23 protein-coding genes and 3 tRNA genes are annotated in these 23,070 nt (G+C 71.8%); 17 read left to right on the forward strand and 9 right to left on the reverse strand.

The window, feature by feature from the left end:
• Positions 1–75: 75 nt before the first annotated feature.
• The 3 genes from ACPPVS_RS16050 (at position 76) to ACPPVS_RS16060 (ending at position 377) form a co-directional block, all read left to right on the forward strand.
• Positions 76–148: transfer RNA gene (locus ACPPVS_RS16050), tRNA-Glu, on the forward strand.
• Positions 149–188: 40 nt separating this feature from the next.
• Positions 189–262 (forward strand) — tRNA-Asp (locus tag ACPPVS_RS16055).
• A 39-nt stretch (positions 263–301) separates the two neighbouring features.
• A tRNA-Phe gene (locus ACPPVS_RS16060) sits at positions 302–377 on the forward strand.
• Between the two features lie 50 nt (positions 378–427).
• On the opposite strand, the gene ACPPVS_RS16065 is transcribed toward ACPPVS_RS16060, so the two are convergent.
• Complete coding sequence (locus ACPPVS_RS16065; protein ID WP_426593233.1) at positions 428–721, reverse strand: SHOCT domain-containing protein; 294 nt, start codon at positions 719–721, stop codon at positions 428–430.
• 14 nt (positions 722–735) lie between these two features.
• On the reverse strand, positions 736–1,182 hold the full coding sequence (locus tag ACPPVS_RS16070) for a DUF6325 family protein (protein WP_426593234.1): 447 nt from the start codon (positions 1,180–1,182) through the stop codon (positions 736–738).
• A 104-nt stretch (positions 1,183–1,286) separates the two neighbouring features.
• Between ACPPVS_RS16070 and ACPPVS_RS16075 the strand changes: the two genes are divergently transcribed.
• The 3 genes from ACPPVS_RS16075 to ACPPVS_RS16085 all read left to right on the forward strand — a co-directional run bounded on the left by ACPPVS_RS16075 (position 1,287) and on the right by ACPPVS_RS16085 (position 2,542).
• Positions 1,287–1,736, forward strand: coding sequence for a phage holin family protein (locus ACPPVS_RS16075; RefSeq protein WP_426593235.1), 450 nt, complete (start codon positions 1,287–1,289; stop codon positions 1,734–1,736).
• 78 nt (positions 1,737–1,814) lie between these two features.
• Positions 1,815–2,225: a phage holin family protein gene (locus tag ACPPVS_RS16080; RefSeq protein ID WP_426593236.1), complete on the forward strand. Its 411-nt coding sequence runs from the start codon at positions 1,815–1,817 to the stop codon at positions 2,223–2,225.
• Positions 2,222–2,542, forward strand: a complete 321-nt coding sequence (locus tag ACPPVS_RS16085) for a DUF3618 domain-containing protein (protein WP_426593237.1) — start codon at positions 2,222–2,224, stop codon at positions 2,540–2,542. The genes ACPPVS_RS16080 and ACPPVS_RS16085 overlap by 4 nt, the downstream gene beginning before the upstream one ends.
• Positions 2,543–2,716: 174 nt before the next feature.
• Here the strand turns inward: ACPPVS_RS16085 and ACPPVS_RS16090 are convergent, their stop codons facing one another.
• On the reverse strand, positions 2,717–2,923 hold the full coding sequence (locus tag ACPPVS_RS16090) for a BldC family transcriptional regulator (protein ID WP_426596003.1): 207 nt from the start codon (positions 2,921–2,923) through the stop codon (positions 2,717–2,719).
• A gap of 597 nt (positions 2,924–3,520) precedes the next feature.
• Here ACPPVS_RS16090 and ACPPVS_RS16095 point away from each other — a divergent pair.
• Positions 3,521–3,733: a DUF3073 domain-containing protein gene (locus tag ACPPVS_RS16095; RefSeq protein ID WP_426593238.1), complete on the forward strand. Its 213-nt coding sequence runs from the start codon at positions 3,521–3,523 to the stop codon at positions 3,731–3,733.
• A gap of 242 nt (positions 3,734–3,975) precedes the next feature.
• Here the strand turns inward: ACPPVS_RS16095 and purM are convergent, their stop codons facing one another.
• Genes purM through ACPPVS_RS16115 form a run of 4 tightly spaced genes read right to left on the reverse strand, consistent with a single transcriptional unit; the run spans position 3,976 to position 7,501 of the window.
• Positions 3,976–5,109 (reverse strand): phosphoribosylformylglycinamidine cyclo-ligase, encoded by a 1,134-nt coding sequence (gene purM / locus ACPPVS_RS16100; RefSeq protein WP_426593239.1) that lies wholly within the window; start codon positions 5,107–5,109, stop codon positions 3,976–3,978.
• Positions 5,106–6,653, reverse strand: coding sequence for an amidophosphoribosyltransferase (purF, locus tag ACPPVS_RS16105; RefSeq protein ID WP_426593240.1), 1,548 nt, complete (start codon positions 6,651–6,653; stop codon positions 5,106–5,108). Before purF ends, purM begins: the two co-directional genes overlap by 4 nt.
• A 39-nt stretch (positions 6,654–6,692) precedes the next feature.
• Positions 6,693–7,112: a histidine kinase gene (locus tag ACPPVS_RS16110; protein WP_426593241.1), complete on the reverse strand. Its 420-nt coding sequence runs from the start codon at positions 7,110–7,112 to the stop codon at positions 6,693–6,695.
• A 14-nt stretch (positions 7,113–7,126) separates the two neighbouring features.
• Positions 7,127–7,501: a sterol carrier family protein gene (locus ACPPVS_RS16115; protein WP_426593242.1), complete on the reverse strand. Its 375-nt coding sequence runs from the start codon at positions 7,499–7,501 to the stop codon at positions 7,127–7,129.
• Between the two features lie 212 nt (positions 7,502–7,713).
• Between ACPPVS_RS16115 and ACPPVS_RS16120 the strand changes: the two genes are divergently transcribed.
• Together ACPPVS_RS16120 and ACPPVS_RS16125 are read left to right on the forward strand one after the other, a co-directional pair.
• Entirely contained in the window at positions 7,714–8,316 is a 603-nt protein-coding gene (locus ACPPVS_RS16120) for a hypothetical protein (RefSeq protein WP_426593243.1), read from the forward strand.
• A gap of 1 nt (position 8,317) precedes the next feature.
• Entirely contained in the window at positions 8,318–9,217 is a 900-nt protein-coding gene (locus ACPPVS_RS16125) for a hypothetical protein (protein ID WP_426593244.1), read from the forward strand.
• Here ACPPVS_RS16125 and rsgA read toward each other — a convergent pair.
• Positions 9,214–10,218 (reverse strand): ribosome small subunit-dependent GTPase A, encoded by a 1,005-nt coding sequence (gene rsgA, locus ACPPVS_RS16130; protein WP_426593245.1) that lies wholly within the window; start codon positions 10,216–10,218, stop codon positions 9,214–9,216. The two genes, ACPPVS_RS16125 and rsgA, sit on opposite strands and share 4 nt — an antisense overlap.
• 136 nt (positions 10,219–10,354) lie before the next feature.
• Positions 10,355–12,718 (reverse strand): phosphoribosylformylglycinamidine synthase subunit PurL, encoded by a 2,364-nt coding sequence (purL, locus tag ACPPVS_RS16135; protein WP_426593246.1) that lies wholly within the window; start codon positions 12,716–12,718, stop codon positions 10,355–10,357.
• A gap of 116 nt (positions 12,719–12,834) precedes the next feature.
• Here purL and ACPPVS_RS16140 point away from each other — a divergent pair, with 116 nt between their 5' ends.
• The 8 genes from ACPPVS_RS16140 (at position 12,835) to ACPPVS_RS16175 (ending at position 23,053) form a co-directional block, all read left to right on the forward strand.
• Complete coding sequence (locus tag ACPPVS_RS16140) at positions 12,835–13,860, forward strand: hypothetical protein (protein WP_426593247.1); 1,026 nt, start codon at positions 12,835–12,837, stop codon at positions 13,858–13,860.
• Between the two features lie 63 nt (positions 13,861–13,923).
• A complete protein-coding gene (locus ACPPVS_RS16145; RefSeq protein WP_426593248.1) occupies positions 13,924–14,940 on the forward strand; it encodes a LacI family DNA-binding transcriptional regulator in 1,017 nt (338 codons plus the stop codon).
• A gap of 38 nt (positions 14,941–14,978) precedes the next feature.
• Positions 14,979–16,244 (forward strand): extracellular solute-binding protein, encoded by a 1,266-nt coding sequence (locus tag ACPPVS_RS16150; RefSeq protein WP_426593249.1) that lies wholly within the window; start codon positions 14,979–14,981, stop codon positions 16,242–16,244.
• Positions 16,245–16,247: 3 nt separating this feature from the next.
• On the forward strand, positions 16,248–17,312 hold the full coding sequence (locus ACPPVS_RS16155) for a carbohydrate ABC transporter permease (RefSeq protein ID WP_426593250.1): 1,065 nt from the start codon (positions 16,248–16,250) through the stop codon (positions 17,310–17,312).
• Entirely contained in the window at positions 17,309–18,193 is an 885-nt protein-coding gene (locus ACPPVS_RS16160) for a carbohydrate ABC transporter permease (RefSeq protein ID WP_426593251.1), read from the forward strand. The genes ACPPVS_RS16155 and ACPPVS_RS16160 overlap by 4 nt, the downstream gene beginning before the upstream one ends.
• A 14-nt stretch (positions 18,194–18,207) precedes the next feature.
• On the forward strand, positions 18,208–19,737 hold the full coding sequence (locus tag ACPPVS_RS16165; RefSeq protein WP_426593252.1) for a glucoamylase family protein: 1,530 nt from the start codon (positions 18,208–18,210) through the stop codon (positions 19,735–19,737).
• Positions 19,734–21,545, forward strand: coding sequence for a GH39 family glycosyl hydrolase (locus ACPPVS_RS16170; protein ID WP_426593253.1), 1,812 nt, complete (start codon positions 19,734–19,736; stop codon positions 21,543–21,545). The genes ACPPVS_RS16165 and ACPPVS_RS16170 overlap by 4 nt, the downstream gene beginning before the upstream one ends.
• Entirely contained in the window at positions 21,542–23,053 is a 1,512-nt protein-coding gene (locus ACPPVS_RS16175) for an alpha-amylase family glycosyl hydrolase (RefSeq protein ID WP_426593254.1), read from the forward strand. The genes ACPPVS_RS16170 and ACPPVS_RS16175 overlap by 4 nt, the downstream gene beginning before the upstream one ends.
• Positions 23,054–23,070 lie beyond the last annotated feature (17 nt).

Raw genomic sequence — 23,070 nt, forward strand, 5'->3', positions numbered from 1 at the left:
GCTTTGGAGATCGGGCCGATGACCCCGTATGCTCATCACCGGTCTTCCGACGCCTCGACGTCAGGGGTTGGACATGCCCCCATCGTCTAGCGGCCTAGGACCCCGCCCTTTCACGGCGGTAGCACGGGTTCGAATCCCGTTGGGGGTACGCAGTACACGCAGTTGCATGAAGGCCTTAGCACCACCAAGGCCCCGTAGCGCAGTTGGTTAGCGCGCCGCCCTGTCACGGCGGAGGTCGCGGGTTCAAGTCCCGTCGGGGTCGCTCGATTCGCCGGTCCGCGGACCGGCGTTCTCGTTTCACGGCTCTGTAGCTCAGTTGGTAGAGCGCACGACTGAAAATCGTGAGGTCACGGGATCGACGCCCGTCGGAGCCACCACCGAAGCCCCGCCCGGATGGATCCGGAGCGGGGCTTCGTCGCGCAGCGCGTCAGCCGAGCAGCTTGGCCTTCGCGGCCGCGAACTCCTCGTCGGTCAAGACGCCCGCGGCCTTGAGGTCACCGAGCTGCTTGAGCTGCCCGATGATGTCCACCGGCGGCGGCGCTGCGTCCACGGGTGCCGGGGCCGCCTGGTCGACCATCGCCTGCTGCTCGGCCGCCTGCGCCTGCGCGGCCTGCTGCTGGTTGGCCGCCGAGTGCCGCGACACGCTGCCGCTGACCGCCGTCGCCGTCCCCGCGATCACCGCCGTCCGCGCCATCGTCCCGACGAGCCCAGGGCGTCCCATCCGTCGTCCGCGCATCACGCACCATCTCCTTCTGCCAGCGCCTCGACGGCGGCCTGAACGATCTCCCGCGGGATGCGGTCGAAGAGCACGACATCGCCGCCCGACGAGCGCACGGCCTGGGTGAACTGCACGGCCCACGCGTTCTCCCAGACGACGACCAGCGCCAGCTGCCCAGGATCGAGCCCCTCGCCGATCTCCATCAGGTCGGACTCGCTCAACAGGTCGAGCGGGTCGTCGCCCACGGAGTCCAGGGCCGTACCGGTCTCGCCCTCCGATGGCTCGATCACGGTGATCGTCCCGTCGGCCGCCTTGCTGACCTCTGCGAGGTCGATGACGCGGACCGTCCCCTGCTCGTGCAGCGCGGTGAGCGCCTCGGCCACCCCGTCGCCGACGTCCGGTCCGTCGAACAGGATGACGGCGACATCCACGTGCCCCAGCTGGTCCATCTCCACCACGGCCATCGTGCGCTCCTTCAGGTGGGCGCCCTGCCCAGGCCCTGTCTACCACCCTGGGCGACACCGCGAGACCTAGGGTGGGGCGCAGTCCCCGAGCGCAAGGAGTCACCATGACGGACACCCCCGGCCCCGTGAAGGGCGAGCGATCCCGGGGCTTCTTCGACCGCTTCACCGAGCCCTTCACGGAGAAGGCGCGCGAGAAGATCGAGCTGGTCGAGGACCACGTCCGCCAGGCCGTGCAGGCCGAGATCAACGCCGTCACCAGCAGCGTCCGCGCCCGCGCGGTCGAGGTCCGGCCGTCGGCGATCGCGTTCGGCGTCGCGGCGCTCGTGACATTCTTCGGGCTGGCCCTGTTCGTCACCGCCGCGGTCCTGGGCCTGTCCCACGCGGTCGACCCCTGGCTGGCCGCCCTGATCATCGGCGTGGCGCTCGTGCTCGTGGGCGCGGGCGCAGCGGCCTGGGGCCGGCGACACCTGCCGACCGGGCCCGCGATCTCCATCGTCCGCGTGCACGAGCCGACACACCCGGCCGAGGAGCAGGTCCACCCCTGGGAGAACTGACCACCGCACACCTCGCGGGGCCGCGCTGCGACCAGCACACTTGTACCTCGACGAGTCACCAGAGCGAGAGGTTGCGCCATGACCACCCAGTCGGGACCCCCGGGCGACGAACGATCCCTGGGCCAGCTCGTCAGCGAGATCAGCGAGACGGGCGCCAGGCTCGTCCGGGCGGAGATCGAGCTGTTCAAGGCCGAGATCGCCGGTCGCGCCCAGAAGATCGGCATCGGCGCCGGGATGCTCGTCGTCGCCGGCGTCCTCGCCCTGTACTTCCTGGCCGCCGCGATCGCGACGGCCATCATCGCGCTGGCGCTCGTCGTCGACCTGTGGCTCGCCGCGCTGATCGTCACGGTCGTCCTGCTGCTGGTCGTCGCCGTCCTCGCGCTGCTGGGCATCCGGAGCATCAAGAAGGGCACGCCACCGTCGACCATCCGCGCCGTCGAGACCCTGCAAGAAGACGTCGACGCGATCAAGCAAGGGATCCGCTCATGAGCGACGAGACGCCCGACCGCCCCGCCAAGCCGGTCGAACCCTTCAGCACGCCCGAGATGGTCGCCATCGAGGCGGACATCACCGCGACGCGAGCCCAGCTCGCAGCGACCGTCGACGAGCTTGCCGCACGCCTCGACCCGCGGGCACAGGCGGGCCGGGCCATGGAGCGCGGGCGGCGGCTGTGGTCCGACGCCACGACGGGCGAGGGTGGACCCGAGGCGCGCACGCGGGCACTGACGGTGCTGGGGAGCGTCGCGGCCGGGGTCACCGCGTTCGTCGCGCTCGTCGCTGTCGTGGCTGCGCGGCGGGGCGACTAGCCACCAGAGCGGGGCGCTTGAACGAACGGGGGCCGGGCTGGCAGGACGAGCCGGGCCGGCGAGCACGCGGTCCGCGTGGGAGGGACCGTCGAGGAGGCTCGGGCGCGCAGCGGCGTTGCTGGGCGCGCCTCCGTCCCGGGACCGCGCCCGGGCGTGTCGAGTCGAAGGACTCGGTCAGCTGTCAGAACGCTGCTGTGGGATTCCGTTGAGGAGGTCGCGAACCTCGGACTCGCGGTAGCGGCGGTGACCACCCAGCGTGCGGATGGACGACAGCTTGCCGGCCTTGGCCCAGCGGGTCACAGTCTTCGGGTCCACGCGGAACAGCGTGGCCACCTCGGACGGGGTGAGCAGAGTCTCGGACTCTGGGGCGTGTGCGTTCACGAGCTGCCTCCTGGCGGCTTCTTGGCTCACGGCACCGACAGTGTCGGTACCCGGCTTCTTCGGGTTCTCCGTTGCTCTCAAGCCCGGCAACTTCGATCGGACCATTGGACCGTCACCGGCCCGCAAAGCGGGACATCTCACCCAGCATGCATGAAAGCGACGCATATCGCATACCCGGAGAGCGCTTTCAGACGGATCTTCACAGCACTCCCATGGCACACGCACGGCCTGCCCCTCGGAGCCGTCACACCAGACTAAACCCGACCATTCGGGCAAACCACTCGACACGCCCGAACAACACCGCACACTACCTGGACGGTCGTCCGACTGGACGGATGCCTATCGCGCCGTGTCTCGCCGGCCCGCACAGGGCCACCTGCGCGACGCCGGGGGTCCGCTCGGGTACGTGCCGTGCCATCGCTGGGACGACGCCGATCCGGACGACTCGGGCACGTGACGCGGATCGCGCCACGCAAGTGGTCGGAATACGCGGCGACCATGTACGGTTGCCCCACGAAGAGACGAAATTCAGCACCCCGGGGCCGCACGTGTCTTGCACGGAGCCGCCCCGCATCCACGTAAGAGGGGGTCGATGCCATGGGGCGCGGCCGTCAGAAGGCTAAGCAGACGAAGGTGGCCCGGGAGCTGAAGTACTTCAGCCCGGAGACCAACTACCGAGCTCTCGAGCAGGAGCTCACGTCGCACGGCCACAACGATGTCGTGACCGACAACCGCCCTCGCGCGGTTGTGGAGACCGACACTGACGACGACAACGACGACTACCGCCGTTGGTCGGACGACGATCGTTGACGCGATAGGTGCCTGACCTCGCGGTCATCGCGGGTCGCGGCGCGGCCTCTGGTCGCGCGAAGCCACAGCAGGGCAGCCGTCGGTGCGCACGTCTTCGGGCACCGACGGCGCCCTGCTGGCTTCGTGTCCGGGCCAGGCGGGCTGGCTTCGTGTCCGGGCCAGGCGGGCTGGTTTCGTGTCGGGCCCGGCGGGCTGGCTTCGTGTCCCGGCCCGGCCGCGCGACCGGGGTCGCGAGCTCGGTGTCAGACCCGGTAGGAACCCGTGAGCTGGACCGCGCCGCCGTGCACTCCCTTGGTTCCGGCGACGAAACCGGGGCTGCCCACGACGTCCCTCGACGGGTCGGCGGACCGCACCGCGCCCAGCGTCCACGCGGTCATGCCCAGCTCGCCCGCGTGCGCGAGCACGCCGTCCACGGCATCCGGCGCGACGATCGCGACCATGCCCACGCCGAGATTCAACGTGCCCTCGAGGTCGGTCCACGGCACCTGGCCCATGCTCTGCACCAGCGAGAAGACGGGCGGCAGCTGCCAGCCGCCGCGGTCGATGTCCGCGACGAGCCCCGACGGCAGGACGCGTGCGACGTTCGATGCCAGACCGCCGCCGGTCACGTGGCTGTAGGCGTGCAGCTGGTCGGCACCCGCCCGCTCGACCAGGGCGAGGCAGTCGCTCGCGTAGACGCGCGTGGGCTCCAGGAGCTCCTCGCCCAGCGTGCGGCCCAGCTCGTCGACGTGCCGGTCGAGCTGCCAGCCGGCCACCTGGACCACCTTGCGCACCAGCGAGTAGCCGTTCGAGTGCAGCCCGCTGGAGCCGAGCGCGATCAGCACGTCGCCCGGGCGGACGCGCTCCGGCCCGAGCAGCTGGTCCGCCTCGACCACACCGGTCGCGGCGCCGGCCACGTCGTACTCGTCGGGACCCAGCAGGCCCGGGTGCTCGGCGGTCTCGCCGCCGACCAGCGCCGTGCCGGCCACCGAGCAGGCCGCCGCGATGCCGCGCACGATGCCGGCGATCCGCTCGGGCACCACACGACCGCACGCGATGTAGTCGGTCATGAACAGGGGCTTGGCCCCGACCACCACGATGTCGTCGACCACCATGCCCACCAGGTCGAACCCGATCGTGTGGTGGATGTCGAGCGCCTGCGCGATGGCGACCTTGGTGCCGACGCCGTCGGTCGAGGTGGCCAGCAGGGGCTTGCGGTAGGTGAGCAGGGCGCTCGCGTCGTACAGGCCCGCGAAGCCGCCGACCCCGCCGAGCACCTGCGGTCCGTGCGTGGCGCGCACGGCGTCCTTCATCAGCTCGACGGCCTTGTCACCGGCCTCGGTGTCGACGCCCGCGGCCGCGTACGTGACGGACCGACTCTCGACGGTCCCGCTCACGGGTGGTCCAGTGCGGAGCCGCCGCCGACGCTCGGGACGATCGACAGCAGGCCGTCCTCGGGTGCGCCCAGCGGGAGCTCGGTCTGCTCGAGCAGGTACTTGCCCATCCGGTCGGCCGGCGGCAGCTCGATCGGGTACTGACCGGTGAAGCACGCGGCGCACAGCTGCGACGCGGGCTGCTCGGTGGCGGCGATCATGCCCTCCGTAGAGATGTAACCGAGCGAGTCGGCGCCGAGGGAGGCCGCGATCTCGTCGGGAGTCAGGCCGTTGGCGATGAGCTCCGCACGGGAGGCGAAGTCGATGCCGTAGAAGCACGGCCACTTGACGGGCGGGGAGCTGATGCGCACGTGCACCTCGGCGGCACCGGCCTCGCGGAGCATGCGGATCAATGCGCGCTGGGTGTTGCCGCGGACGATCGAGTCGTCGACGACCACCAGGCGCTTGCCCCGGATGACCTCACGCAGCGGGTTGAGCTTGAGCCGGATGCCCAGCTGGCGCAGGGTCTGCGACGGTTGGATGAACGTGCGGCCCACGTAGGCGTTCTTGGTCAGACCCTGCCCGAACGGGATGCCCGAGGCCGCGGCGTACCCGACCGCGGCGGGTGTGCCGGACTCCGGCACGGGGATGACCAGGTCGGCCTCGACCGGGTGCTCGACGGCGAGCCGACGGCCCATGGCGACGCGTGCAGCGTGCACCGACCGGCCCGCGATCGTCGTGTCGGGGCGGGCGAGGTAGACATATTCGAACACGCAGCCGGCGCGGTCCGGCGTCGCGAACTTGGTGCTCCGCAGACCGTCGGCGTCGATCGCGATGAACTCGCCGGGGTCGATCTCGCGCACGAAGCTCGCGCCGACGATGTCCAGGGCGGGCGTCTCGCTGGCCACCACCCAGCCGCGCTCCAGGCGACCGAGGACGAGCGGCCGCACACCCTGCGGGTCGCGCGCGGCGTAGAGCGTGTGCTCGTCCATGAACACGAGGCTGAACGCGCCGCGCAGGCGCGGGAGCACCTCCAGCGCCGTGGCCTCGAGCGTGTGGTCCGGGTCCCCGGCCAGCAGTGCCGTGATCAGCGCTGTGTCGGTGGTGTTGCCGCGAGCGAGCTCGCCGCGCCGCTGGCTGCCGTAGCGCTCCGCGACGAGGTCGACCAGCTCGGCCGTGTTGGTCAGGTTGCCGTTGTGGCCGAGGGCGACGGTGCCGGCGGACGTCGGTCCGAGCGTCGGCTGCGCGTTCTCCCAGGTGCTTCCGCCGGTGGTCGAGTACCGGCAGTGCCCGATGGCGATGTGGCCCTGCAGGGCGTTCAGCGCCGTCTCGTCGAACACCTGCGAGACCAGGCCCATGTCCTTGTAGACCAGCAGCTGCTGACCGTTGGACGTGGCGATGCCCGCCGACTCCTGGCCGCGGTGCTGAAGCGCGTAGAGCCCGAAGTACGTGAGCTTGGCGACTTCCTCGCCGGGAGCCCAGACGCCGAAGACGCCACAGGCGTCCTGCGGGCCTTTTTCGTTGGGGAGGAGGTCGTGGTTCAGACGTCCGTCTGCGCGGGGGGCCACTGCCTCATCGTCTCATACGACGGCGCGTCGGCGGGCTGCCTAGCCGTCCGAACGGCCCGTCCGGCGCACGCTGCGCCGGTCCGCGAGCACGGCGAGCAGCGCCCCGGCGAAGCCGCCGACCACGGCACCCGTCACCACCATGATCGTCCGGACCGCGTTCTCGCCGTCCAGGAACGGCAGGAACCCGGAACCGTCGGACGCGAGCGGTACGGCCGGGCCGATGAGCACCGTGAGCAGGAGGGCGACGACCATCCCGGTGAGCGCGCCGGCCGTGATGAACGCGCCGAACTTGGGGGCGTGACGGATCGTGGCGTCGGGCGCGGCGGTCAGCTCCTCGGGCGTCGGCAGCGGGGGCTCGGTGGACGTCTGCGGGGGCTCGGTGGACGTCTGCGCGGGCTCGGGTGTCTCGACGGGGGTCGAAGGCGACTCGTCGTCTGCCGGCTGGGGGTCGTCGGGCACGCCGTGATCCTAGGTCAGAACCGCTCGCGGGCCGCCTGCAGCGGAAGCCAGTCCCGGAGGTCGGCACGCTCGCCGGAGGCCCGGATCCGTCCGTCGGAGATCGCGTCGTCCCAGGTCAGCAACCCCGTTGCCAGCTGCAACCAGGTCTGCGGATCGGTCTCGACGACGTTGGGCGGGGTGCCCCGGGTGTGACGAGGACCCTCGACGGCCTGCACGGCACCGTCCGGCGGCACGCGGACCTCGACGGCGTTCCCCGGCGCGACGTCGGCCAGCTCCTCGAGCGTGAACCGGACGGCGACCCGTCGCGACGCGACCCGCGTCGGCTCGGCTCGCCAGGCGGCGAGAGCGGCACGCCCGTCGGACGGATCGGTACGACGACGCGGCGGCACGGACCCATTCTCGCGCCTGACGGGCGCGTACACCGCGATCGGGGACAACGTTCCGCGCGCGTGGGGGGCCTCCAGGCGCGGGCCAAGGTCGGTCTCGACCAGGAGCGCGAGCGACGCGTACGTCCGCGGCCGGGGCGCGCGGAGGTATCTGAGGCCGCCGTCGGCGTACCTTTCGAGTGTCGCTCGCACCAGCGCCGGTCGGAGGTGACCCGATGGCACGACCGCTTCGACTCGCCGTCGCACTCGTCGCGGCGGCACTGCTGGCCGCATGCTCCGGCCCGGGAGGCGGTCCCCCGGTCTCGGAGCCCACGCAGGCCGTCAACGACGTCGCGCCGACCCGGGGCACGGGCGACCAGGAGGCACCACTGCCCCCAGGAGAGGCGCTGCCGGTGCTCACCACCGCGGTCGCCGGGACCGGTGCCGGCAACCTCGTCGCCCCGGACACGGTCTGCGTCTTCTGGAGCTGGGGCAGCGGCGACCTGCCTCAGCTCACGGACGGGCTGACCTTCGCCGTCGACCACGCCGCGGTCGTGCCGCAGACGTGGACGGCGTCGCACGAGGCCTGCGGCGACAGCGGCGGCGGCACGCAGTGGTGCGACGGCGCCGAGATCACCGTCGACGCCTCGAGCTGCGTGATCGGCTTCGTGCGGTCCGGGGCGGCGGAGGCTCAGGCGCTCGTCGGCATGGTCGGGACGCTGACGTGCACCGCCCCGTTGTCCCAGGACGACTGCGCGACGCTGACCCAGCAGATCGACGACGCGCCCGACGTGTCCCCCGACCTCGACCTGGAGGCCGTGGCCGGCGGTGGCGGCTGACATGGCCTCGACCGAGGGCCGGAGCCTGCCGCAGTGGCTGTCCACCGCCACCCAGATCGCCGCGCCGATCACTCTGGTCAGCACGCTGCTGTTCTACTTCGGCTACGTCTACACCAAGTCGCAGTACGCGTACTTCGGGGTGGACGTCGACACGATCGGTCTGACCCCGCGCGACTACGTGATGCGCAGCCCGCAGCCGCTGCTGGTCCCGCTCCTGGTGCTCGTCGTGCTCGCCGTCGCGGCGGTCGCGCTGCACGGCCGGCTCGAGGTGCAGGCCGGTCAGGAGCGCGCCAAGGCCGACGGGGACGCGCACGTCCGTCGGGTCGCGCGCCGGTGGGTCGCGGGCAGCGGGGCGGTCCTCGGCGCAGGCCTGGTCCTGCTGCTCGCGTACGCGTGGTGGGGTGCGTGGCCGTACCTGTCGCTGGTGTCCGCGTGCCTGGTCGGCGTCGGCGCGGGCGTCTGCGCGTCCGCCCTGCCGTTCGCGACGAGGAACGCGCCGGGGACGGTCGCCGGGCTCTGGGTCATCGTGGTCGCCGCGGCGTTCTGGGCGGTGTCCATCACCGCGGACTGGTCGGGGCGCGGGCAGGCCGAGCAGGTCGCGCGCAACCTCGACCAGCTGCCCGCGGTCATCCTCGACAGCCCGGCCGACCTGCACCTGCGCAACACGGTGGCCGCCCCGGAGGACCTCTGCTGGCTCACCGGTGCTGCGCCCGACCCCGCCTGCGCCGCGCTCATCGACCAGCCGAGGTACCGATACCGCGGCCTGCACCTGCTCGTGCAGGGGCCGTCGGCCATGTTCCTGGTGCCCAACGCCTGGTCGCCCAGCGCGACGACGCTCATGGTGCCCCGCACCACGGACGCGCGGCTGCAGTTCCAGTTCGTGAACACGAGCCCGTTCTAGGAGCGCGATCGCCCGGGGCCGCGGACGCTGCGCTGGTAGTCCTTGGTGCTGCGCTTCCCGCGCTCCTTGTCCTGCGCGGCCAGGCGGGCGTCCGAGCGGCGCGCCTGGTAGGCGGCCTCCTTGGCCAGCCGGCGCCAGCTGTCGAACCGACGCTCGGTCAGCTCCCCGGTGGCGAGCGCGGCCTCGATCGCGCAGCCGGCGTCGCCGGTGTGGTGGCAGTCAGCGAACCGGCAACGGTCGGCCAGCTCCGCGACGTCGGCGAACGTGGTGCCGAGGGCGTCGGCGTCGGCGACCACGCCGACCCCGCGGATGCCGGGGGTGTCGATGAGCATCGCGCCGCCCGCCAGCGGGACGAGCTCGCGGTGCGTCGTCGTGTGCCGCCCCCGGCCGTCGTTCCGCTGCCCGCCCGTGTCCATGACGGTCCGGCCCGCGAGCGCGTTGACCAGCGTGGACTTGCCGGCACCCGACGGTCCGACGACGACCAGGGTGACGCCGTCCGCAAGGAGAGCCCGGATCGGATCGAGGCCCCGGCCCTCCCGGACGCTCACGGCGTGCACGTCGACTGCGAGGGCGACCGCAGCGACATCGTCGGCCATGCCCTCGGGGTCGGGGACGAGGTCGGCCTTGGTGAGGACGACCACCGGCCGGGCGCCCGACCGCCACGCCAGCGTGAGCATGCGCTCGATCCGGCCGAGGTCCGGATCGGGGTCCAGGTGCTCGGCGATCAGCACCACGTCGATGTTGGCGGCCAGCGACTGCACGCGGCTCGTCGCGCCCGCAGTGTCGCGGACCAGGGCGGTGCGGCGTTCGTGGACCAGCGTCGCGTGGTCGCCGACGACGTCCACCCAGTCGCCGACCGTGGGCGCGACCCGGTCACCGGCGGCCGTGTCGACGAGCCCGTCGCGGTCGAGGACCACCCGCACCGGCTCGTCGGACCCGTCGGCGGGCAGCACGAGGACAGCGCCCTTGTCGGCGCGCACTACGCGTACGGGTTGCTGCACGCCACGACGGTAGGAGCGGACGCATGCGCGAGCACGTGATTATGCGGATGGCGCCGGTCGAGAAGGCAGCTGCGCACGCCCGGTCGGTGCCAGGCGTGCACAGCTTCCTTCTCGACGACGGGCGCGGTCGGGCGCGTCAGCCGAAGTAGTGCGGGAGCGTTGCCTCGTGGGCGTCGCGGGCCTCCGAGAGCGGCAGCGTGAAGAGCCCCTGGACCTCGACGGCGGGGCCGTGCACGTGGTCGGACTCGTCGACCGGCGTGCCCGCGCCCGGGGAGCAGGACTCCGCGGTCTCGCCCAGGCGCAGGGCGGGGACGCCGCGCGCGGTGCAGAGGTCGACCAGGCGGACCTCCTCCGTGCGCGGCACCGCGACGAGCACGCGGGCGGTGGACTCGGAGAACAGGGCCTCGAAGGGTGTGACCCCGTCGCGGGCGCAGAGGCCGTCCAGCGAGACCTGGACGCCGACGCCGTAGCGGAGCGAGGACTCGACGAGGGCCTGGGCGAGGCCGCCCTCGGACAGGTCGTGGGCCGCGTCGACCAGCTCGTCGCGGCTGGCGTGGGTCAGGACGAACGCCAGACGTCGTTCGGCCGCGAGGTCGACCGCCGGCGGGAGGCCACCGAGGTGCCCGTGCACGACGTCGGCCCAGGCGGACCCGTCGAGCTCGGGGCGCGTGGTGCCGAGCAGGTAGACGGCCTGGCCGGGCTGCGTCCAGCCGGACGGGGTGGCGTCGGCGACGTCGTCCAGCACGCCGAGGACGCCGACGACGGGCGTCGGGTGGATCGCCGAGTCGATGAGGCCGGGCTCGCCGGTGCCGTTGTAGAGCGACACGTTGCCGCCGGTCACCGGCACCTCGAGGATCTGGCACGCGTCGGCCAGCCCGCGGATGGCCTCGACCAGCTGCCACATCGAGTCGGGGTGCTCCGGCGAACCGAAGTTGAGGCAGTCGGTCACGGCCAGGGGGCGGGCACCCGTCGTCGCGACGTTGCGGTACGCCTCCGCGAGGGCCAGCTGCGCGCCCGTGTACGGGTCGAGCTTGGCGTACCGGCCGTTGGCGTCGGTGGCGAGCGCGACGCCCAGCCCGGTCGTCTCGTCGACCCGGATGACCCCGGAGTCGTCGGGCTGCGCGAGCGCGGTGTTGCCCTGCACGAACCGGTCGTACTGGCTGGTCACCCAGGCCTTGGACGCGAGGTTCGGGCTGGCGAGCAGCCGCAGGACGGTCGCGCGGACGTCGTCGTTCGTCGTCGGCCTGGCCAGCGACCCGGTGGTGTCGGCGTTGAGACCGTCCTGCCAGGCCGGACGGGCGTACGGACGGTCGTAGACGGGCCCGTCGTGCGCGACGGACCGCGGTTCGACGTCGACGATGCGCTCACCGTGGTGGTCGATGGTCAGGCGCCCCGTGCCGGTGACCTCGCCGATCACGGCCGTCTCGACGTCCCACTTCGACGTGATCGCGAGGAACTCGTCGAGCTGGTCGGGGCGGACGACGGCCATCATCCGTTCCTGCGACTCCGACATGAGGATCTCGCCCGCGGTCAGCGTGGGGTCGCGCAGCAGCACGTTCTCGAGGTCGACGTGCATGCCGCCGTCGCCGTTGGAGGCCAGCTCGCTCGTCGCGCACGAGATGCCGGCGGCGCCCAGGTCCTGGATGCCCTCGACCACGCGCGCGGCGTAGAGCTCGAGGCAGCACTCGATGAGGACCTTCTCCATGAACGGGTCGCCCACCTGCACGGACGGGCGCTTGGAGGGCTTGGCGTCGTCGAATGTCTCGGACGCCAGGATCGACGCCCCGCCGATGCCGTCGCCGCCCGTCCGGGCCCCGAACAGGACGATCTTGTTGCCGGTGCCGGACGCGTTGGCCAGGTGGATGTCCTCATGCCGCAGCACGCCGAGGCACAGGGCGTTGACCAGCGGGTTGCCCTGGTAGGAGGCGTCGAACACGAGCTCGCCGCCGATGTTGGGCAGGCCGAGGGAGTTGCCGTAGCCGCCGACACCCGCGACGACGCCATGCACCACGCGGGCCGTGTCGGGGTGGTCGACCGCGCCGAACCGGAGCTGGTCCATGACCGCGACCGGCCGTGCACCCATCGAGATGATGTCGCGCACGATGCCGCCGACGCCCGTGGCGGCGCCCTGGTACGGCTCGACGTACGACGGGTGGTTGTGCGACTCGACCTTGAACGTCACGGCCCAGCCGTCGCCGATGTCCACGACGCCCGCGTTCTCGCCGATGCCGACGAGCAGGTGCTCCTTCATGGCGTCGGTGGTCTTGTCCCCGAACTGGCGCAGGTGGTTCTTGCTCGACTTGTACGAGCAGTGCTCCGACCACATGACCGAGTACATGGCCAGCTCGGCGGCGGTGGGCCGACGACCGAGCAGGTCGCGGATGCGCTGGTACTCGTCGGGCTTCAGCCCCAGCTCGGCGAACGGCTGCGCGAGGTCCGGGGTCGCGGCGGCGTTCTCGACGGTGTCGGACACGTGGGCATGGGTCGTGCTGGTGGCCATCTGATCCCTCGATCGGGGGCCGCGCGCGAGGCGGGCAGGGGGTCGGCAGACGACCCACAGCCTACCGGCGCCGCGAATCAACCCCGCGCGCGTCTCAGAGTCGCTACGGTCCGAGCATGTCGAGACGGCTGGTCAGCTCGTCTGTCGCCGCGCTCGCCGCGGTCGTCCTCTGGGTGCTGAGCGGGACGATGTCGCACGCCTGGCGCGCCGTCGGCGGGCTCGCCCCGTTCGTCCCGTTCACGAGTGGCGCACTCCAGCTCGTCCGGTCCGAGACGACTGCCTGGCTCGTCGGCGTCGTGGTCCTGGCGGTGGTCGTGGGCGTGCTCGTCGTCCCGGTCACGCAGGACCGCACGGGCGGTTGGCCGGTGGTGCTGCTCGCCGTCTGGTTCGCCTCGGCCGCGGGCGCGGGGCTCGCGGCCCTCGCGGCGGTGGAGACCAGCACCCACCTCGGTGCCACGCGGCCCGGCGACCTGATCGGGACGGTGACCGCCGGTGCGTACTGGGGAGTCGTCTGGGGCTGGGCCGTCGGGCTCGCGGTCGTCCGGGTCCAGCGACGACCGCTGCGGACCGTGGCGCCCGTGACCGAGCGCGCCGCACGTCTGGCAGCCGCCACGGCCGCGCTCGTCGGCGGCCTCGGTTGGCTGGTCGTCGGCGGGCTGCGCTCCTGGGCCGACGGCTCGGTCGACCTGACCGACCAGGCCGCGGTCGCCGGTCACCAGGACGCGTCCCCGTGGATCGCGACGCTCCTCCCGGTGCCCGCCGGTTGGTGGGCTCGGCTGGTCACCGGCGACACGCCGCGGCTGTGGCTCGGAGCTGTCGTCGTCGCGCTCGTCCAGGGCGTGCTGGTGTACGTGGCGGCCCGGACGGTGCACCGGGCGCTCGGCCGCACGGCGTTCACGTTCGCCGTCTGGTTCGCGACCATCGCCGCAGCCGTCGTCGCCACGGGGGCGATGTACGTCGGCGCGGGCACGGAGCTGTATCCAGGCACCTCGGTGGTGAGCTCGCTGATGCTGGTGGGCGGCCAGCTCGGCGTCCAGTACGGGTGGTTCGACGCCTTGCTCGCGCTGCTCGTGCTCGTCGCCGTGGACGGGCGGACGAGGGCGCTGCACGAGGTCGACGTCGACGCACCCGCCGCCGCATAGGAAGCGCTTCCGGTTGCGAGGCCCACCGACCGGTGTGACGCTCGTCATGTGAAAGCGCTTCCTATGACCGCCGACGACGGCGGCACGAGCCGTCGGACGGTGACGATCTACGACGTCGCCGAGCACGCGGGCGTCGCCATTGCGACCGTCTCCCGGGCTCTGCACGGGTCCGCGCCTGTGGCCACCGCGACCCGCGAGCGCGTGCTCGCCTCGGTCGCCGAGCTGGGCTTCCGACCGAGCCACGCGGGCACCTCGCTGGCCCAGCGACGCCACGCCGCCAACGGGATCGTCTTTCCCGACCTGTCCGGTCCGTACTACGCCGAGGTGCTGCTGGGGTACGAGGAGGCGGCGTCGCAACGCGGCCGCAGCGTCCTCGTGCTGGCCACCCGCGGCCGGGCCGACGCCGAGTCGGCGGTTCGGGACCTCGCCGGACGGGTGGACGGGCTGGTCCTGCTCGGCCGGACGGTCAGCGACGCGCTCGTCGCGGACCTCACGGCCGGCGGCCTGCCGGTGGTCCTCGTCGCGCGGCCCGGCGTCGTTGGCGCCGACGCGATCGGCACCGACGGGCACACGGCCGCCCGGTTGCTCGGCGAGCACCTGGCCACCCACCACCCCCGCCGCGTGGTGTTCGTCGGAACCCCCGAGGACTCGCCCGACGTGGTGGCGCGCTGGCGCGGGGTGCACGACGCGCTCGCGGAGCACGGCATCGACCTGACCGTGGCGCCCTGCCGACTCGACGAGAGCTCGGGCACGCGCGTCGCCACGGACCTGCTGGGGGGCACCCACGCTCCTGACGCTCTCGTCTGCGCCAACGACGAGATCGCGCTCGGGGCCATCGTCGCGGCGGAGGGGATCGGTCTGGCAGTGGGCCGGGACGTCGCGATCACGGGCTGGGACGACGTGATGGCCGCGCGCCACGCCCGTCCCGCCCTGACCACGGTCCGTCAGCCGATGCGCGCCCTCGGAGCGCTCGCCGCCGAGGCGCTCGACGAACGGATCACCGGAAGCCGCACGACCCTGCGGCACGAGTCGCTCGCCACCGACCTGGTGGTGCGCGACAGCTGCGGGCCCCACGCCTGACGGACCCCACAAGGATCCGTCCGGACACAGGAGGAACCATGAGAAGGACCACGCGCGTCAGCGTCGCCGCGATGGCCGTCAGCCTGCTCGCCCTGGCTGCCTGCGGTCGCAGCGACACCCCCGCAGGACAGGAGACCAGCGCCGCACCCGTCGCCTCGACGGACCTCAGCGGCACGGTCACGGTCTGGGCGATGGGCACCGAGGGTGAGGCCCTCGGTGACTTTTCGAAGGCCTTCACCGACAAGTACCCGAACGTGAAGATCGACGTCACGGCGATCCCTTGGGACGCCGCCCACGACAAGATCGCGACCGCGATCGCCGCCAAGCAGACGCCCGACGTGTCGATGATCGGGACCACGTGGATGGGTGAGTTCGCCTCGACCGGCGGTCTCGACCCGACACCAGACGTCGTGGACAAGTCGACATTCTTCGACGGCGCCTGGGGCTCGACGGTCGTGGGCGACGTGTCCTACGGCGTGCCGTGGTACGTCGAGACGCGCGTGCTCTACCTCGACACGGCCCTCGCCCAGAAGGCGAACGTCTCCCCGACCCCGGCCACCTGGGCCGACCTGACCGCCACGGCCAAGGGTCTGCAGAACGCCGGCGCGCAGTGGGGCATCAACCTGCAGCCCGGTCAGACCGGTGCCTGGCAGACGTTCCTGCCGTTCGCGTGGCAGGCCGGCGCCAACCTCATGAGCTCCGACGGCAAGCTGACCCTGGACACCCCGGAGATGGTCAAGGCGCTGACGTACTACCAGTCGTTCTTCACCGACAAGGTGGCCCCGACCGCATTGCCCGACGGCACGCTCGAGCCTGACTTCGTCGCCGGCAAGATCGGCTCGTTCATCTCCGGACCGTGGGAGATCGGCACCCTCAAGACCCTGGACGCCGGCGTCATGAGCAAGATCACGCTGGCTCCGCTGCCGGCCGACGTGAAGCCCGCGTCGTTCATCGGCGGCAGCGACCTCGCGGTGTTCAAGAACACCAAGAACCGCGACGCGTCCTGGGCCTTCGTGCAGTGGCTCAGCGACCCGAAGACGCAGGCCGCCTGGTACACGACGACGAGCGACCTGCCCGCCGTGCAGTCCGCCTGGACGCTGGGCACTCTCGCCACCGACCCGGCGCTCAAGGTATTCGGCGACCAGATGAAGAACGGCGTCGCCGCACCCGCGATCCCCACGTGGGAGCAGATCGCCGGCGTCATCGACACCGAGCTGGAGAAGGTCTGCAAGAGCGGCGAGGACCCGGCCCAGGCTGCCAAGAACATCCAGCAGCAGGCCGATCAGATCGGGACGGGGCTCTGACCCATGGCCGCGACCCTGACCTCAGGGGCCGGCACCCGTCCTCAGCGGGGTACGGCCGACCAGGCCGTCACACCGCTGCGGGTCCGCCGCTCCTCACCCCTGCGCCGACGGCGCAGCATCGCGGCCTGGGGCATGGCAGCACCGTTCGTGCTGCTGTTCCTGGTGTTCACCGCGTGGCCGGTTCTGTCGTCGCTCTTCATGAGCTTCACCGACATCAAGAGCCGTGACCTGCAGAACCCGTTCGCGGTCAACCTGGTCGGACTCAGCAACTTCACGACCGTCCTGGCCGACCCCACCTTCCACACCGCGGTGTTCAACACCCTCTACTTCGTGGTGGTCGGCGTCCCGCTGACCATGGGGATCTCGCTGGCGATCGCCGTGGCGCTCAACACGGGGATCACCAGGCTCGCGAGCTTCTTCCGCATCGGCTACTACATGCCGGTGGTCACGTCGATCGTCGCCGTGGCCGTTGTGTGGCGGTTCCTCCTGCAGCCCGACAACGGACTGGTCAACGAGGTCCTCGGCTGGTTCGGCATCCAGGGACCCAACTGGCTCGGCAGCACCACGTGGGCCATGCCGTCGCTCATCGCGATGGCGGTGTGGCGCTCCATCGGCACCCTGATCGTCATCATGCTGGCCGGGCTGCAGTCCGTGCCCAAGGCCCTGCACGAGGCCGCTGCGCTGGACGGTGCGAACGCCTGGCAGCGGCTGACCCGGATCACCATCCCCACGCTGCGACCGACGCTGCTGTTCGCCGGCGTCATCACCGGCATCGGCTTCCTCCAGTTCTTCGAGGAGCCGTTCGTCATGACGCAGGGCGGCCCGCTCAACTCGACGCTGTCGGTCGCGTACCTGATCTACAACACGTTCGGGTTCGGCAACTACGGCGTCGCCGCGGCCATGAGCTACATCCTGTTCCTCGCCGTGGTCGTGATGACCGTCCTGCAGTTCCGGCTCCTGGGCGAGCGCAACGACGCCACCGGGCGCAAGCACCACTGGTGGCACAAGACGCCCGTCGCCGCCATGGCGGACGCGGACGCCCCGATCGTCACCGGAGGCATGCGATGACCACCATCGAGAAGCCCGTCGAGTCGACCAAGGCTCGCGGCACGGTCGGCTCGCACATCGGCGAACCGCAGGCCCGGCCCTGGCTGTACGTCGTCCTCGGCGTCGGCCTGGTCCTCGTCGTGACGCCGTTCGTCTGGATGTTCCTCGGCGCGTTCAAGTCCGAGGGCGAGCTGCGTGCCAACCCGCCGACGTGGTGGCCGCAGAGCCCGACGCTGGACAACTTCCACGAGCTGTTCACGCGGCTCGACTTCATGCAGTTCTTCACCAACTCGGTCGTCGTCGCCGTCACCGTCACGCTCGGCAACCTGGTGTTCTGCTCGATGCTGGGGTACGCGTTCGCCAAGATCGACTTCTGGGGGCGCACCTGGCTCTTCCGGCTGGTGCTGGCCACGTTGATGATCCCCGGGATGGTCACGCTGGTGCCGCTGTTCGTGCTGGTCAGCAACCTCGGCCTCGTCAACACCTACTGGGGACTGATCCTGCCGTTCCTCGCAGGACCGTTCGGTGTATTCCTGATGCGGCAGTTCATGCAGGGCATCCCCGACGAGCTGATCGACGCCGCCCGCGTGGACGGGGCCGGCGAGTTCCGGATCTTCCTACGGGTTGTCATGCCGCTGTGCAAGCCCGCCCTGGCGACGCTCGCGATCCTGACCTTCCTGGGCTCGTGGAACAACTTCCTGTGGCCGCTGGTCGTCTCCAGCACCGAGAACATGTACACGCTGCCTGTCGCGCTGGCGCTCTACAGCGTCGGCCAGAACTCGACCCACTACGGCCTGCTGCTGGCCGGATCAGTCGTGGTCGTGCTCCCCATCCTGATCGTCTTCTTCGCCCTGCAGCGCCACTTCGTCCAAGGGCTGGCGACCACCGGCCTGAAGTCCTGAGAGGACTCGACACCGTGAAGTTCCGTACCGCCGGCTCTGCCATGCTCGTTACCGCCGCTCTGGTGCTCTCAGGAGCACCCTCGGCCATCGCCCACGACAACAGACAGGACCAGAAGGACCTGCGTCGATGGGCCGCCGACACCTGGACCTCGTTCGTCGCGATGACCGACGAGAAGACGGGTCTGCCGGCCGACAACATCGACGGCTCCCTCGACCCCGCCACCCGCTCCGGCTACACCTCACCGACGAACATCGGCGCCTACATGTGGTCGACCGTGTCGGCCGAGGAGCTCGGGATCATCAGCAAGCGTGAGGAGCGTCGGCGCCTCGCGCAGACGCTCACCACGATGAGCACCGTCGAGCGCCACCAGCCCAGCGGGATGTTCTACAACTGGTACGACGAGGCGACGGGCGCCAAGCTCACCGCGTTCCCCAACGGCGACCATGTGGACCCGTTCCTGTCGACGGTGGACAACGGCTGGTTCGCGGCTGCGCTCATGGTCGTCCGCACCGCGGAGCCGTCCCTGCGCCGTCAGGTGGACCGGCTGCTCGCGCCGATGAACTTCGGGGCGTTCTACGACGCGAACCAGTTCGGCGGCACCAAGCCGGGCATGATGCGGGGCGGCTTCTGGGCCGAGCCGCCAGCCGTGGCGACCGACCCGGGGACGGTCGCGGGGACACCCGTCTACTTCACCAAGAACCACTACGACATCACCGACTCCGAGCCGCGGATCTCCACCTACCTCGGCATCGTGCGCGGGCAGATCCCGCCGGCGGCCTACTTCGCCACCAACCGCACGTTCCCGGCCAGCTGCGACTGGTCGTGGCTGGAGCAGCGGCCCGTCGGCGTGACGCGGACCTACGAAGGTCAGCAGGTCTTCGAGGGAGCGTTCACCTACCGCGGCATGCACATCGTCCCGACGTGGGGCGGCGACATGTTCGAGGAGCTCATGCCGGACCTGCTGGTGCCCGAGTCGACATGGGCGCCGAAGAGCTGGGGCGTCAACCACCCGCTCGCCGTGCGCGCCCAGATCGAGCACGGTCTGGACGAGGCGGGCTACGGGTACTGGGGCTTCTCCCCGGCCAGCGACCCCTTCGGCACGTACAACGTCTACGGCGTCGACGCGATCGGCATGAACCCTGACGGGTACCCGTCCGACCACGAGGCCACCAACGTGGACGCCGGCTACGACGGCTGCCGCCCGGCCACCAACCCGACACCGACGTTCGGCGACGGCGTCGTCACGCCGCACGCCTCGTTCCTCGCGCTGCCGTACGACCAGCGCGCGGCGATGGACAACCTCCGCAAGATCGAGACCACGCTGCACGCGTACGGCAAGGGCGGGTTCTACGACGCGGTCGCCGTCCGCTCGAACACGCAGGCCAAGCGGTACCTGTCCCTCGACCAGGGCATGGTGCTCGGCGCGATCGGCAACCTGCTCGGTCACGACGTGCTGCACCGCTCCTTCGGCACCCGGGACGTCGAGAAGGTCCTGCGGCCCCTGATCGGTCAGGAGGAGTTCGGTGCGGGGGTGATCAAGTGACCAGCGACGCACGCACCGACTGGGAGGCGCGGATCGGTCTGCCCTCGTCCGACGCCGTGGAGCACGAGATCCCCGTGCTGCCGGCCCCCACCGGCCTGCGCGCCGAACCCGGCGTCGGCCAGGTGACGCTGCACTGGGACCCGGTGCCCGGCGCGGTCGGGTACCAGGTGCTCCGGGGGTCCGACGACGGACTGCGCCCGCTCGACCACGCGGGCGGCGACGTCCTGGCGGTCCCCCACGGGCCGTACGCGGACACCACCGGCGCGCCCGGCGTCCCCTACCGGTACGCGGTGGCGACCGTCTCGGACGTGTCCGTCACCGGGCCGGCCGGGCCGGAGGTCGCCGCGACCTCCCTGGCGGGCGTCGCGTCGCCGGTGCGCGTGTCGGTCGCGGTCGACGAGGTCGTCGGCGAGCTGCCGCGGCCGTGGCGACCGATGATCGGGTCCGAGCACCTCAGCCTGCTGCTCAGCCCGGACACGGTCGGTGGGCAGTCGATCGCCGACGACCTGACCTCGGCGCTGCGCGCCGCGCACGACGAGCTGGGGGTCTCGACGGTCCGGGCGCACGCGATCCTGTGCGACGACCTCGGCGTCTACCGCGAGGTCGACGGGCAGCCGGTGCACGACTTCACCGGCGTGGACGCGGTGTACGACCGACTGCTCGGGCTCGGCCTGCGGCCGGTGGTCGAGCTGTCGTACATGCCGCGCGACCTGGCGTCGGACCCGCTGGTGACCGTGTTCGACTACGCGGCGATCGTCTCGCCGCCGCGCGACTGGGAGCGGTGGGCGTCGCTGGTCCGCCACCTGGTGCAGCACCTCGTCGACCGCTATGGCCTCGACGAGGTCCGCGAGCGCTGGTCGTTCGAGGTGTGGAACGAGCCGAACCTCGAAGTGTTCTGGAGCGGCACGCGCGAGGAGTTCTGGCTGCTCTACGACGTGACGGTCCGGGCGGTCCGATCCGTGGACGACGGGCTCGTCGTCGGCGGCCCCTCGACCGCCGCCGCGGGGTGGGTCGACGGGCTGCTCGACCACGTCGCGTCCTCGGGCGCCCCGGTCGACTTCGTCTCGACGCACACCTACGGCAACGCGCCGCTCGACCTGCGACCCACGCTCGAGCGCTACGGCCGGTCGGACGCGCAGATCTGGTGGACCGAGTGGGGTGTCACACCCACGCACTTCGGCAACGCCAACGACGGTGTCTTCTCGGCCGCGTTCCTCGCGCGCGGCATGCGGTCGGCGGCCGGCCGCATCGACGCCCTCTCCTACTGGGTGGTCTCCGACCAGTTCGAGGAGCTCGGCCGTCCGCCGCGGCTGCTGCACGGCGGGTTCGGGCTGCGCACCGTCGGGGAGCTGCGCAAGCCGCGCTGGTGGGCCCTGTACCTGCTGGAGCAGCTGGGTCGCGACGAGGTCGCGGCCACCGTCGACGGCGACGGCGCCGGCTCCCTGGTGGAGGCGTGGGCGTCGCGCGACGGGTCCGACCGGGTCGCCGTCGCCCTGTGGAACGGCACCCTCGACCAGAGCAAGGTCGACGGGTCGCAGCCGCTGGACCGCACGGTGGAGCTGACGTTCGAGGGTCTCGACGAGGGCGCGTGGACCGTCCGCGAGCACCGCGTGGACGCGACGCACTCGAACATCGCGCGCATCTGGTCCGAGCTGGGTGCCGGCGCCGACTGGCCGTCCGACGAGCAGTGGGCGGCGCTGCGCGCGGCGGACCGTCTCGCGGTGCGGGAGCACCCCCTGGACGGAGCCGTCTCGGTCCGGCTGCCCAGCCCGAGCGTCGTGCTCGTCGAGGTGGTGCGAGTGGGATGACCCGTGGCTGGTGGCGGACGGCCGTCGTCTACCAGGTCTACGTCCGCTCGTTCGCGGACGGCGACGGGGACGGCATCGGCGACCTGCGGGGACTGGTCGAGCACCTCGACGCGCTCACCCGCCTCGGCGTCGACGCCCTCTGGCTCACCCCGATCTACCCGTCCCCGCAGGCCGACCACGGCTACGACGTCGCCGACCCGCGCGACGTCGACCCGCTGTTCGGCGACCTCGAGACGTTCGACCGGCTGGTCGACGAGGCGCACGCGCGCGGGCTGCGCGTGGTGCTGGACCTCGTCCCCAACCACGTCTCCGACCAGCACCCGTGGTTCCGGCAGGCGCTCGCCGACGGCCCTGGCGCGTCCTCCCGCGAGCGGTTCCACATGCTGCCGGGCGACCGCCCGCCCACCCGCTGGCGGTCCATGTTCGGCGGGTCGGCCTGGACGCGGCTGCCCGACGGCGACTGGTACCTGCACCTGTTCGCGCCCGAACAACCCGACCTCAACTGGGCACACCCGGACGTGCGGGCCGACGCCGAGGCGACGCTGCGGTTCTGGGTGGCGCGGGGCGTTGACGGCTTTCGGGTGGACGTCGCGGGCGGCCTCGCCAAGGACCCGTCCTACGCCGAGATCCGTCGCGACGCGCCCGTCCACCCGCACTGGGACCGGCCGGACGTGCACGAGATCTACCGGTCGTGGCGGAAGGTCCTGGACGACTGCGCGCCCGACGTCTACGCGGTCGCCGAGGCGTGGGGCCCGCCCGACCGCACCGCGGCCTTCGCCCGGTCCGACGAGCTCGGCCAGGTGTTCGCGTTCGAGCTCTTCCGCACGGCCTGGTCCGCCGCGGCCCTGCGCCGGACGATCCACGAGCAGCTGCTGGCCAACCGGTCCGTCGGTGCCGTGCCTGCGTGGGTCGTCGGCAACCACGACGTCGCACGAGCAGCGACCCGCCTGGGCGCCGACCGGTCGCTCGCGCTGCACCTGTTCCTGCTCGCCATGCCGGGCGCCTTCTACCTCTACGCAGGCGACGAGCTGGGCCTGCCGGACGTCGACGTCGCCCGGGAGGCGTGGCAGGACCCGCAGTCGCTGCGTTCGGGCGGCCGGCTGCCCAACCGCGACGGCGCCCGCATCCCGCTGCCCTGGACCTCCTCGGACCCCTCGTTCGGGTTCACCACCGGCACGCCGTGGCTGCCGATGCCGCCGTCGTTCGCGGCCCTCGCGCGCGACGTGCAGGAGCAGGACCCGGCGTCCCCGTGGTCCGTGCTGCACCACGCGCTGCGCGAGCGCCGACGGCTCTGGGTCCACGCGCCCGCCCTGGTCACCTGGCTGCCCGCGCCCCCGGGCATCCTGGTGGCGCAGCGCGGCACGTCGATCGTGGTGCTGAACGCCTCGTCGCGAGCCTGGCCGCTGCACCGGCTCGTCCCCACCGGGCACGGGCTCGTGGTGACGAGCACGCCGCACGCGGACCCGGACGTCGTCGAGCCGTCCTCGTGCGTCTGGCTGAGCGGGTGACGTTGCTACCGTCGGCG

The sequence above is a fragment of the Cellulomonas sp. McL0617 genome, from assembly GCF_049994875.1.
In the GTDB taxonomy this organism is placed as follows: Bacteria; Actinomycetota; Actinomycetes; order Actinomycetales; family Cellulomonadaceae; genus Cellulomonas.

Coding starts and splice junctions, on each gene's coding strand:
- ACPPVS_RS16065 (WP_426593233.1), bottom strand. CDS start 721: ATGGGACGCCCTGGGCTCGTCGGGACGATGGCGCGGACGGCGGTGATC.
- ACPPVS_RS16070 (WP_426593234.1), bottom strand. CDS start 1,182: ATGGCCGTGGTGGAGATGGACCAGCTGGGGCACGTGGATGTCGCCGTC.
- ACPPVS_RS16075 (WP_426593235.1), top strand. CDS start 1,287: ATGACGGACACCCCCGGCCCCGTGAAGGGCGAGCGATCCCGGGGCTTC.
- ACPPVS_RS16080 (WP_426593236.1), top strand. CDS start 1,815: ATGACCACCCAGTCGGGACCCCCGGGCGACGAACGATCCCTGGGCCAG.
- ACPPVS_RS16085 (WP_426593237.1), top strand. CDS start 2,222: ATGAGCGACGAGACGCCCGACCGCCCCGCCAAGCCGGTCGAACCCTTC.
- ACPPVS_RS16095 (WP_426593238.1), top strand. CDS start 3,521: ATGGGGCGCGGCCGTCAGAAGGCTAAGCAGACGAAGGTGGCCCGGGAG.
- ACPPVS_RS16120 (WP_426593243.1), top strand. CDS start 7,714: ATGGCACGACCGCTTCGACTCGCCGTCGCACTCGTCGCGGCGGCACTG.
- ACPPVS_RS16125 (WP_426593244.1), top strand. CDS start 8,318: ATGGCCTCGACCGAGGGCCGGAGCCTGCCGCAGTGGCTGTCCACCGCC.
- purL (WP_426593246.1), bottom strand. CDS start 12,718: ATGGCCACCAGCACGACCCATGCCCACGTGTCCGACACCGTCGAGAAC.
- ACPPVS_RS16140 (WP_426593247.1), top strand. CDS start 12,835: ATGTCGAGACGGCTGGTCAGCTCGTCTGTCGCCGCGCTCGCCGCGGTC.
- ACPPVS_RS16145 (WP_426593248.1), top strand. CDS start 13,924: ATGACCGCCGACGACGGCGGCACGAGCCGTCGGACGGTGACGATCTAC.
- ACPPVS_RS16150 (WP_426593249.1), top strand. CDS start 14,979: ATGAGAAGGACCACGCGCGTCAGCGTCGCCGCGATGGCCGTCAGCCTG.
- ACPPVS_RS16155 (WP_426593250.1), top strand. CDS start 16,248: ATGGCCGCGACCCTGACCTCAGGGGCCGGCACCCGTCCTCAGCGGGGT.
- ACPPVS_RS16160 (WP_426593251.1), top strand. CDS start 17,309: ATGACCACCATCGAGAAGCCCGTCGAGTCGACCAAGGCTCGCGGCACG.
- ACPPVS_RS16175 (WP_426593254.1), top strand. CDS start 21,542: ATGACCCGTGGCTGGTGGCGGACGGCCGTCGTCTACCAGGTCTACGTC.